9 protein-coding genes are annotated in these 11,114 nt (G+C 66.6%); 4 read left to right on the top strand and 5 right to left on the bottom strand.

Features of this window, described 5'->3' with window-relative positions; translation table 11 throughout:
- The first annotated feature begins 9 nt into the window (after positions 1-9).
- Positions 10-366: a MerR family transcriptional regulator gene (locus ACQPYR_RS42455; protein ID WP_040697481.1), complete on the top strand. Its 357-nt coding sequence runs from the start codon at positions 10-12 to the stop codon at positions 364-366.
- Positions 363-1,226 carry an LLM class F420-dependent oxidoreductase gene (locus tag ACQPYR_RS42450; RefSeq protein ID WP_433625706.1) on the top strand — a complete coding sequence of 288 codons (864 nt, stop codon included), beginning with the start codon at positions 363-365 and terminating at the stop codon, positions 1,224-1,226. The genes ACQPYR_RS42455 and ACQPYR_RS42450 overlap by 4 nt, the downstream gene beginning before the upstream one ends.
- Positions 1,227-1,418: 192 nt before the next feature.
- Here the strand turns inward: ACQPYR_RS42450 and ACQPYR_RS42445 are convergent, their stop codons facing one another.
- From ACQPYR_RS42445 to ACQPYR_RS42435, 3 genes are read right to left on the bottom strand one after another with little or no spacing between them, the layout of a single operon-like run.
- The gene (locus tag ACQPYR_RS42445; RefSeq protein WP_433625704.1) at positions 1,419-2,186 is read right to left on the bottom strand and encodes an AIM24 family protein; all 768 of its coding nucleotides are present in this window, start codon (positions 2,184-2,186) and stop codon (positions 1,419-1,421) included.
- Between the two features lie 3 nt (positions 2,187-2,189).
- The gene (locus tag ACQPYR_RS42440; protein ID WP_433625701.1) at positions 2,190-2,888 is read right to left on the bottom strand and encodes an AIM24 family protein; all 699 of its coding nucleotides are present in this window, start codon (positions 2,886-2,888) and stop codon (positions 2,190-2,192) included.
- Between the two features lie 11 nt (positions 2,889-2,899).
- Positions 2,900-3,523 carry an AIM24 family protein gene (locus tag ACQPYR_RS42435; RefSeq protein WP_040697553.1) on the bottom strand — a complete coding sequence of 208 codons (624 nt, stop codon included), beginning with the start codon at positions 3,521-3,523 and terminating at the stop codon, positions 2,900-2,902.
- A gap of 183 nt (positions 3,524-3,706) precedes the next feature.
- Here ACQPYR_RS42435 and ACQPYR_RS42430 point away from each other — a divergent pair, with 183 nt between their 5' ends.
- Positions 3,707-5,086, top strand: coding sequence for a TerD family protein (locus tag ACQPYR_RS42430; protein WP_433625698.1), 1,380 nt, complete (start codon positions 3,707-3,709; stop codon positions 5,084-5,086).
- Between the two features lie 28 nt (positions 5,087-5,114).
- Entirely contained in the window at positions 5,115-6,731 is a 1,617-nt protein-coding gene (locus tag ACQPYR_RS42425) for a TerD family protein (RefSeq protein WP_433625696.1), read from the top strand.
- Between the two features lie 31 nt (positions 6,732-6,762).
- On the opposite strand, the gene ACQPYR_RS42420 is transcribed toward ACQPYR_RS42425, so the two are convergent.
- Together ACQPYR_RS42420 and ACQPYR_RS42415 are read right to left on the bottom strand one after the other, a co-directional pair.
- Positions 6,763-8,451 (bottom strand): glycosyltransferase family 87 protein, encoded by a 1,689-nt coding sequence (locus ACQPYR_RS42420; protein ID WP_433635410.1) that lies wholly within the window; start codon positions 8,449-8,451, stop codon positions 6,763-6,765.
- A 71-nt stretch (positions 8,452-8,522) separates the two neighbouring features.
- Entirely contained in the window at positions 8,523-10,667 is a 2,145-nt protein-coding gene (locus ACQPYR_RS42415; protein WP_433635409.1) for a transglycosylase domain-containing protein, read from the bottom strand.
- Between the last annotated feature and the right edge of the window lie 447 nt (positions 10,668-11,114).

Below are 11,114 nucleotides of genomic sequence, written 5' to 3'. Positions count from 1 at the left end.
GGAGGTCGAATGCTGATCGGTGAGCTGGCCGAGCGCGTCGGGACGAGTACCAGGACGCTGCGCTATTACGAGGAGCACGGCTTGGTGCGGGCGCGGCGCTCGAACAACGGGTATCGCGTCTACGACGAGTCGGAGCTGCAGGTCGTCCACAAGATCCGGCGGCTGCTCGACGTAGGTTTCGATCTCGACGATATCCGACCGTTCGTCGCGTGTATTCGTGCCGGAAATACCTCGGGGGATGTCTGCCCGGATTCGGTGGCGACATTGCGGCGCAAACTCGATGAAGTCGAGGCGGCCATCGATCGGTTGCATGCGGTGCGATCGCAACTGCGCGACCAGCTCGACGCGGCGGCGGTGTCCCGATGAAATTCGGAATCAATTACAGCACACCGTATTACGGTACGGATCCGGACCGGCTGATGGTGTTCGCGCAACATGCCGAAGCGTGCGGTTTCGAGTCGATCCTCTTGCCGGATCATATTGCGCTCTATCCGGGTGCGGCGATCGGAGCGTACGAAATGCCACCGACAACGCCGTTTCCCGATCCGCTCGATTGCCTGAGCTTCGTCGCCGCGGCCACGGAGCGGATTCTGTTGGGCACCGGTGTACTGCTGCTGCCGTATCGGCATCCCGTGGTGCTCGCCAAGCGGCTCGCTACCATAGACCTGCTGTCCAAGGGCCGAATGCGACTGCTGACAGTGGGACTCGGCACCTTGCCGGGTGAGGCGGCCGCAGTGGGGGTGGACTTCGCATCCCGTGGCCGTCGGGCCGATGAGGCGATCGATGTAATGCGCCTGCTGTGGGCCGGTGATGCGGATGGTGTCGACTACCACGGCGAGTTCTTCTCATTCGACAAGCTGTGCCTATATCCGAAACCCCATGGGGGAGACCAGTTGCCGATCCATATCGGCGGATCGAGTCGGGCCGCGGCGCGGCGGGTGGGACGACGTGGCGATGGGTATTTCGCGGGCGGGATGCTGATGCCCGCCGAACGTGCGGAGCAGTGGGATCTCGCCAGGTCCACCGCCGCCGCGGCGGGCCGAGATCCGGGCGCGCTGGAATACACCCGCTGGGGGTCGATGGATATGCCGCAGGACCGGGTAGACGGATTCGCCGCACAAGGCGTGACCCGGATCATTGTCGGCGCTACCGCCTCGGACCAGGCCGTGCAGCTCGACGAAATGTCGGCCTTCGCGGCGCGTTTCGGCCTGGCGTCGAAGTCCTGACAGCACTGAGCAATACAAGCGAGGTCATCTGCTCGAGACGGCCTCGGTTGTATTGCTGGGTGTCGACGTCGGAGCGGCGGCCAGGCGTCGTGCGTCCCGACACGATGTCTGCTGTTGAGAAGGCTATTCGCCGGTCCCGGCATGCCGAGCCGCCGAAGGTAGGACCTCGGGACGATCCTCAGGTCATCCGGTTCAATATCCGGACTGCTGAGCGCCCAATTGCTGGGTAATGACACCGTGTAACCGCTGCAGGCCGCCGACGGTCATACCGCTCTGCAATTGCCCCTCGATGGTGCGGACCAGTGCGGAATCGCTGAGGATCTTCTCACTGGATTGAATGAGAACCGTTCCGGCGCCGGTGAAGTCGAATTGGCGCTCCTCACCGGAGTTCACCCCGAAGCGCGCCGCACCGGCGGCGAGGAAATTGGAGACCCAGCGCTGGTCGTAGTGGTGGCTGGGGGACGGGCAATCCGCCCAGCCGACAAGGGCTTCCGGATCGACGCGCAGCGGCGGTTCGGCGAACATGACCGGGCCATTGGAGGAGGCCAGGAACTTGCCGGTGCCGATGAGGGTGAGAAATCCGGGGACGATGGACTGATTCAGCGACAGTCCCGGCTCGAAGGCGAGCAGGTTGGCGGCGCGGATGGTGAGGTTGCCGTTGTCCTCGAGGTCATAGGAATTGATGTCGTAACCGCGGTCGCCGATGATCAGCTTGCCGTGGCCCTCGGCGACCACATAGTCGCCGGTGAACAGCGGTGCGGAGAACTGCTGCGAGACCATGTGCAGCAGTCCGCCCTGCAATCCGTGGGTGAGCATCTGGAAGCGCATATCGCCGTAGTAGGCGATCATCGCCCCCTTGCGCATGAACCACGGCTTGTTCAGGTCGATGCAGTAGGCGTAGCTGTTGCCCGGAAGGTTGTCGCTCTCACCGAGATTCAGCGGATTCAAAATATCGGTCATGGTTCACAACTTCTCTTCCGAGGCCTGCACGTACACGACACCCTGTCCGACGCAATGCAATTGCATCGCCTCGCCGGAACCGCGACCGACCGCATCGCGCCAGCTCAACGCCGTCTTCAACTCGGTCTGCACATTGCCGTAGGCGGCGACGAAGGCCTGCGGATCCACCACGATCGGATTCGGACCGCCCACCGGCAGTTCCAGGAATCCGCCGTGTGCCAGCAGCACCGCCGCGCCCTGTCCGGACAGTTGCGTGGTGAACATGCCCTGACCGGTCAGCGCACCACTGGCCGCGCCGCGCAACGCACCTATTAGTCCGCCGCCACCGCCGCCGCCGCCCGAACTCATCACGGACACAATCGAACTCTGCAGCGCGGCGGTATTGGCCAGCAGCCGTGAGGCCTCGACGCGCAGCACCGCGCCCGGCTGCATCTGCACCACCTGTACTTCCAGCCCGGCGAATCCGTAGTGCACCTCGCCGTTACCGGAGGCCAGCATGGTGCGTTCGTGCTCACCGGCCATCATCCGGCCCGCCATCCGCATGATGCCGCCACCGCCCATACCGGGCGCCGCTCCCGGAATCTGGTGTGGCGCAAAGGAAATATCGCCGGTGTAGAACAGCATCGCGCCGTTGCGCGCGACCACGCCGCCCGCCATCCCGACGTCGACCTTGACGACCTTGCCGTTGACCTTCTCGAACATCGCTGGCTCCCTTACCGTTCCGCCGGCTGGATCAACACCAGGCCCTGACCGTCGAAGCGCAGCGAGAACGCCTCCCCCGCATCCTGGCCGACGAAGGTGCGCCACGAAACATCGGTCACGAACGACTGATTCAGATTGCCCCGGCAGGCCACGAAGGCATCCGGATCGACGACCAGCGGATACTGCGGTGAAACCTCCAGGTGGATCAGCGGCCCGCCCGCCGATAGCAGTGCGACCTGCCCCTGTCCGGTCACCGTGGTGGTGAACAGACCGGCACCCGAGGACGCACCGCGCACACCGGCGAAACGCACGTCCGTGCGCAGATTTCCGGCGAAGCACAGCAGCTGCTGCGATTCGACCTGCAGCGTCTCGTTATTCAGATTCACCACGGTCACGTGCTGACCATTGACCGCGAAGAAGACCCGGCCGTTGCCGCTGCATTCCATCAGCGACAGTTTCTCGCCGGTGGCCCGCCGCTTGAGCCCGGCGAGTACGCCGTCACCGCCGCCGAAACCGGCCGACTTGAACTGCACATTTCCTTCGTAGGCGACCATCGAGCCGGAAATCGCCCGGATACTCGATCCGGCGAGGTGTGCCTCGATCACCTTTTTCGACTGCTCGAACAGTTGCGCCATAGGGAGTTTGCCTGCTGTCTCGTAGGGGAACACGGGTTTATCGCCCGCCATTCCGACCGCGTTTCGCCACCCTAACCGATCTTGGGGTACCTGTATGGGCCACGGCAGGGAGTTACTTCGGATCGTGTTCGGCACGTTTCTCGTAGAGTGGCACCGTACGCACCGACAAGCGAAGGGTCGAACTTGTCCGCAACACTCGCCAAGGGTCAGAATGGCCCGCTGGCCGCCAATGACGTGGTGATCTCCGTCCAGCTGACCGCACCCGCGGATCTGTCCGCGCTATTGGTCACCGAGTCGGGGAAGGTCCGTTCCGACGCGGACTTCGTCTTCTTCAATCAGCCCAATGGCCCCGGGGTGAATCTGCAGCCCGCGCCGGCCGGGCAGCCCGCGTCGCTGGCGGTATCGCTGAATGCGGTGCCCGCGGATATCGCGCAGATCCGCGCGGTGATCACCCTGGACGACGCGACCAGCAATTTCGGCCGCTTTCCCGCGCCGACCGCGATCGTGTCGGATTCGGCTGGTAATCAGCTGTACGAGTACCGCATCGATGGTTTGAACACCGAGTCGATCGTGATCGCACTCGAGCTGTACCGGCGCCAGAGCGAGTGGAAGGTACGTGCGGTCGGCCAGGGCTACGCCGGTGGTTTCGCGGCGCTGGTCACCGATCACGGTGTCACCGTCGACGAGTCGCCGGCCGCGACGCAGGTTCCGCCGCCACCGGCCTACCAGCCCGCACAGCCCGGACCGGGCTACCCGCCGCCACAGCCGGCGCCTCCGACGCAGCAGCAGCCGCAGTACCCGCCGACACAGCAGGGCTACCCTCAGGGTGCACCCGGTTACCCGCCGCCCGGACAGGGCTACCCGCCCCCGCCCGCACCCGGTGGTTACCCGCCGCCCGCACCCGGCCCGGGTCAGGGCTATCCGCCGCCCGCCCAGCCCGCCGCGCAGCAACAGCCGCCCAGTGAAATCAGTCTGAGCAAGGATCGTCCGGTCAGCCTGGTCAAGGGGCAGCGGGTCACGTTGCGCAAGGAGGGCGGCACCGCGCTGACCTTCGTGAAGATGGGTCTGGGCTGGGATCCGGTGCGCAGCCGCGGCATGTTCGGCAACCGGACCGTCGATATCGACCTCGACGCGTCGGTGGTGATGTTCGCCGATATGAACGTGGTTGATGTCGCCTACTACGGCCAGCTGACCTCCAAGGACGGCTCGATCCGGCATCAGGGCGACAACCTCACCGGTGAGGGCGAGGGTGACGACGAGGTAATCCTGGTCGACCTGACCCGCATCCCGGCGCACGTCAGCACGCTGGTGTTCATCGTGACCTCCTATAAGGGCCACACCTTCGAGCAAGTCCAGAACGCGTTCTGCCGCTTGGTCGACGGCGCCAACAACGGCGAGCTGGCGAGGTACACCATGGCAGGCGGAATGCCGTTCACCGCGATGGCGATGGCCAAGGTGTTCCGGGTCGGCGGCGATTGGAAGTTGCAGGCACTCGGCGAAGGCTTCCAGGCCAAACATCCCGGTGAAGCGGTGCCACAGCTGGGCCGGTTCCTGGGTAATTGATACTGCACGAAACAACGGGGCGGACAACGTGATTCAGCTGAAGGCCGGTCAGAATATGGTGCTGACCGGCGATATCGTTCGATTCAGCGCGAAAGCCGGGGCTGCCCTGGATGTTTCGGCGCTGGTTGTGGCGGAGAACCTGCGGGTCTTCGATACCGGCGATTTCGTGTTCTACAACCAGGCCGAGACCGCGGGGGTGACGCTGTCCGAGGATGGCGTCACCATCCGGCTCGCCGAGGTGCGTGCCGACGCCAAGGCGGTGCTGCTGGTGGTCAGCGCCGATCCGGCCGCGCCCGCGCAGGCGCACGGGCTCGGTGCGGTCACCGCCGAACTCGCCGTACACGACAGCGCTACAGCGGAATTCGCGATCAATCCGTCCGCGGGGGAGACCGCGCTGATCTGCCTCGAGGTGTATCGGCGCGGAACCGACTGGAAGTTGCGCGCGGTCGGTCAGGGCTATGCGGGTGGGCTCGCCGTGCTGCTCACCGCGCACGGCGTCGAGGTCGACGAACCGGCGACGCCGCAGTCCGGGCAACACAGCGCGGCCGATCTGCGGGAAGCCGAACCGGTCGGCAGTGCGGGCCGGGCCGGTGGTCAGGACACCATCAGCGCTCCCAGCGACTCCCGTGCCGCCGGCCCGGCGCCGCTCGAGGTCGCGCACGGACTCGAACGCCTGTGGATGATTTTCGAGGATGCCGCGCGCTCGGCCGCCGCGCTCATCTCCGCGCGTGATTACGCCATGCAGCGGCTGGATCAGGAACTGTCCGCGGCGGTTTCGGATCCGGCGACCAGGAACACCCCCGCCGCCGAGGAGGCCAGGCAGACCGCACAGCGTCGCTGTGACGACCTGATCGCCACCGCGGAAGATAGTCACCTGCGCGATAGCCAAGCGCTCATGGGTGAACTCGCCGACGCCGATCGGCAACTGCCGCCGTCACTTGCGTCCTGGGATTCGCCCGCCTGGGACGGGGCGCCGACGCCGAGTGATGGCATCCGGCTCGGCGAGCTCTACGCGAACGAGCGTGGGCCGCTGCGCATTCCGTACTGCGTGCCGGTGCCGCTGACGCGTCCGCTGTGGATCGATACCGAATCGACAGCCGCGGCGACCCCGGTCGTCGGCGCGGTGCTCGCGCGGCTGCTCGCTGCCGATCCCGGTCGGCGCACCCTGGTCGACATGATCGATCTGACCGGTGCGTTCAGCCAACTCGTCGGTCCGCTGACCCCGGTGCTGAACGGCCCGCCGATCACCGAATTCGGCGATATCTCGGTGCGGCTGCAGACCCTGGTCGAGGCCGCCGACCTGGCCGAATTGGCTTATTCCAGTGGGAATTTCACCCCGCCGACCGAGCACCGGGTATTGCTCGCGGCGGACTTTCCGCACGGGTACCAGACCGCGGACGCGCAGCGCATCGCGACGCTGCTGGTGCGCGGCGATCTGATCGGGCTGTCCACGGTGATCGTCGGCACCGACGAATCCGAGTCCAGCGACGGCACGGTGGCGATGCTGTCCCAGGCCTGCCGTCATCTGCCGACGGTGGACGGCACCCCGCTGTTCGATCCGTGGACCGGCAGCGCCTGGCAGCTGGATCTGGACCTGCTGCCACGGGAACCGGCCAGGCAGGCGCGCTTCCTGCGCACCAGTTGAGCCGACCTTTCGAGCGACCTGCAAGCAGTCGCTAGCGGAGCACAGCCCTCGGCCGCAGTGCCTCCGGCAGCCAGGGCAGCAGCGGATCCGGTGCGCGATCGATCACGCCGCCGACCGGATCGTCGACGAAATCGCGCCGGACCAGGTCCTCCTCTGGTCGGTAGATCTGCCGAACGATCAAGGCGCACAGCGCGAGTACCGCGATATCGCGCAGCAGAACGGTGCCGGTGAACCACTGCTCGGGCAGGCCCTTGCGGTCCAGGCCGAGGTAGTAGAACATCCGCGGCACCCAGACCAGCGCGTCGATGGTCATCCAGGCCAGCAGAATTCGGCGATGCGGCAGCGCGAGTACGGCCAGCGGCACCAGCCACAGCGAATACTGCGGGCTCCACACCTTATTGGTGATCAGGAAGGCGGCGACCACCAGGAAGCACAGCTGGGCCACGCGCGGTCGGCGTGGGGCCGTGAGCGCGATATAGGCGATCGCCGCACATGCCGCGACGAATACCAGCAGCGACACCAGATTCAGGATGGTCGGCTGTTCGGCATGTCCGATCTCGCCGTCGAATCCGGCCCAGCCGGTGAACGAGGTGATGACGTTGTAGATGGAATCCGGGTCGGCGTGCCGAGTGGTGTTGAGCCGGAAGAACTCCCGCCAGCCATTCGGGTACAGCAGCGCGATCGGCAGATTCACCACCAGCCAGGTGCCCGCCGCGGCCGCGACGGTCAAGGCGGCCGCGCCCAGCGGTCGGGCGCTGAGGAACTGCGTTCGATACGGGGTTTCGCGCAACCAGGTCAGCGCGGTGCGCACGCTGTCGATATCGCTCAACCGGAGTCCGAGTCGTGCGCTCGGCACCCGCTGCAGTGGATCGGCGCGCAGGCACAGCACCACGATCGGCCCGAGCAGCAGCAGCGGATAGAGCTTGGCCGCGCCGCCCAGTCCGAGCAGCAGGCCCGCGAGCAGCGGTCGTCGGCGGGCCCAGGCGAGCAGACCGGTGGCGGCGAAAGCCGTTGCGAGCGCGTCGAAATTGGTGAACGCGTGCACGATCACCAATGGCGAACAGGCGACCAGCGCGGCGTCCCAGATCCGCCGCCCCGCCAGTTGCGCCGAGGCCCACACCGTGACCAGCCAGGCGAAGGCCAGACCGACCGCGACCACATTGAAGTAGATGACCACCTGCAGCGCACCGGGCAGCGGCGCGGCATCCCAGGTCTTGGCGACCTGCATCGACGCGTACTGGTAGAGCCCGGACAGCACCGGATACTCCATGTACCTGGTCTCGCGGCCGCCGTCCGGTGTCTGCTCGGTCCATTCCTTCTTGTACGGGAAGGCGCCCTCGTTCAAACGCTCCGCGCCGTAGAGCGGCACGGTATCCGAGTAGCACATGGCGATGTACTGGCGGCCGTTGTTCCAGTCGAGGGTGAGCGAACCGTCGGACGTGGTCGTCTGCTGGATACAGCCCGCCTTGCTCGCCCAGCCGAGTGCGAGGAAGACCAGTGCGAAGGCGAGCAGCACCCGCATCGGGGTCCAGAACCGGACCCGGCCGATGAGCGCGTGGTCACCGACCGGGCCGCCGACGACCGTGCTCAGCTGCGCGGTCAGGGAATCGTTGCGGCTGGGCCGATCTCGGCCGTCGGCCGAACGCAGATCCGGCGCCAGCGGCGCGGGCGCGACATAGTGCGTCGCGCCGCCGACGGATTGCGTTGCACCGGACCGCATCCCATCGGGCTGCGGCGCGCTTGCGTTCGTCCGCTCGTCCACGAGTTGCGGTTCGGTCACGGCACCCGAGGCTACCGGGTGCGGGTCGGTTGACTGCCGTTGCCGTTACCGGTGCCGCCGGATTGGGGCGATCCGGTAGTCGTCGGCATCGAACCGTCGGAGTTCGCCGTCGGCTGTCCGGGCAGCGGCGTCGACTCCGGCTGCTGCTGTTGTTGTTGCGGCTGGCGCTGCTGCGTCTGCGGTTGCACCCCGGGTACCTGGATCGGTCCGAAGGGAGTGTCGATCGTATTCGGGACGATCTGGATCGGCGGCAGCAGCGGCGCCTCCGTGGTCGACGGCGGGGTGAACGGTGCGGACCATGCGGGCACACCGGCCTGGCCCTTGATCGGGGCCGGCTTCGGGAAGGTTTCCTTGGGGGTGCCGTCCAGGGCGCCGTCCATGGTGGCCTTCCAGATATCCGAGGGCAGACCAGAGCCGTAGACCATGCCGCCGCTGTAGTTGCGCAACGCCGAGTTATCGATGGAGCCGACCCACACCGCGGTGGACAGCGACGGGGTGTAGCCGACCATCCAGGCGTCCTTGTTCTCGCCGGTGTCGCCGAGCTGGGCGGTACCGGTCTTGGTCGCCGACTCGCGGCCGTTGGCCAGGTTGTGATTGCGTGACCAGGCCGCGATCGGCTTCATCGCGTCGGTGACGTTGTCCGCGACCGCCGAAGAGACCCGCTGTTCACCGGCCACATCACCGCGGTCGAGCAGCACCTGCCCGTCGGCGCTCACCACCTTGGTGACGAAGTGCGGTGCGTGGTAGACGCCGGAGGCGGCCAGCGTCGCGTAGGCCGAGGCCATATCGAGCACCCTGGCCTGGTACTGACCGAGCACGATGCCGTTGTTGGGCGCGGAGCCGTCCGGCTCGACCAGGCTCTTGCCGACGCCCGGAATGGTCTCCGGAATGCCGAGCTTGTGCGCCATATCGGCGATCTTCTGCGGACCGTTCTGCATATCCAGCTCCATGCGGTAGAAGCTGGTGTTCAGCGAGCGCTTGAGCGCCTCGGCGATGGTGCAGGTGCCGCACTGTTCGCCTTCGACGTTGGTGATCTTGATGCCGTTCACGGTGATCGGCGAGCTGTCGTACATCTCCGACAGCGGTTTGCCCAATTCCAGGTTCTCCGCGAGACCGAAGACCTTGAACGAGGATCCCGGCTGCAGACCGGCATTTGCGAAGTCGTAGCCCTGACCGTCGTCGCCGCCGTAGTAGGCGCGCACCGCACCTGTCTTCGGATCCACCGAAACCACTGCGGCGCGCAGCTTTTCCGGTTCGCCCTGCATCTTCTTCTGCGCGGCGTCGACGGCGGCCTGCTGTGCCTTCGGATCGATCGTGGTGGTGATCGACAGACCAGCGGTGTTGAGCTGCTGTTCGCTGATGCCCGCGGCCGCCAACTCCTTGAGCACCTGGGTCTTGATCAGGCCCTCGGGCCCGGAGTCCAGGCCCTTGTCCTTGGTGGTGGAGACCGGGACCACCTGCGGGTACTGCTGGCCCTGGCGCTCTTCGGCCTTCAGATTGCCGCCGGAGACCATGCCGTCGAGCACATAGTTCCAGCGGAACTTCGCGCCCTCGGGATTCTTCTCCGGATCCAGGCCGGAGGGCTGCTGGATGGTGGCGGCGAGCACCGCGCCCTCGGCCACGGTGAGCTCGGAGACCGGCTTGGCGAAGTAGGCCTTGGCGGCGGCATCGATGCCGTACGCACCGCGACCGAAGTAGATGGTGTTGAGGTAGGCGGCGAGGATGTCGTCCTTGCTCCACTGGCGCGCCATCTTCGCCGAGATGACCAGCTCGTGCAGCTTGCGAGACAGCGAGTGTTCGTCACCGACGAGCGCGTTCTTCACATACTGCTGGGTAATGGTCGAGCCACCACCCGCGCTCTCCTTGTTGAGGGCTTGGTCCCGGGCGGCGCGCAGGAAGCCGGAAACCGAGAAGCCCGGGTTGGTGTAGAAGTCCCGGTCCTCGGCCGCGATCACGGCATTGCGCACATGCGGCGGAATCTGGTCGATGGTGACGTCGGTGCGGTTGCCCTCCGGCGGTACGACCTTGCTGATCACCGTGGTGCCGTCGCTGGCGAGGATATTCGCGACCTGGTTGGTTTTGAGGTCACCCGGCTGGGGTACCGAAACCGTGGTGTAGGCGATCAGGAAGACCGTGCTCGGCAAAATGATGGACAGGGCTAGCAGGACGTAGATGACCCGCCGCACGATCCGCCACGGCGACTTCTTCTTCGCACCGGGACGACGACCGCCCGGTCCGCCCGGACCACCGTTACCGCCATTGCGGCGCGGCGGCGGTCCCGAGGGTGGCGCGCCCGCGGTCGCGCGGCGTTCGCCGGTGGTGGGTCCGGTGCCGTTGGGTCGACGGGCACCGGGGCGATCCTGACCGGGTCGATCTTGGCCGGGCCGCGGGCTGGCCGGTCGGGGACCGGTGGGCGGGGCCGTGCGGCGGTTGCGTTCGGCGACGGCGTCGGTCAGCGAACCGGGTTGCCGATTCGGGCGCTCGATCTTCTGTGTGGACTGCGCGCCGGGCGGGGCGTTATCGGGTAGTGGCCTGCCCTGCGGCGGACGGCCCTGCGGTGGCGGACCCGGTCGACGCGGCGGCTGCGGACCGCGCGGCTCACC

It is taken from the genome of Nocardia sp. CA-120079, from assembly GCF_050955745.1.
In the GTDB taxonomy this organism is placed as follows: domain Bacteria; phylum Actinomycetota; class Actinomycetes; order Mycobacteriales; family Mycobacteriaceae; genus Nocardia.
Note: the sequence above shows the minus strand (reverse complement) of the source record. Positions and strands in the feature narration are given on the sequence as shown.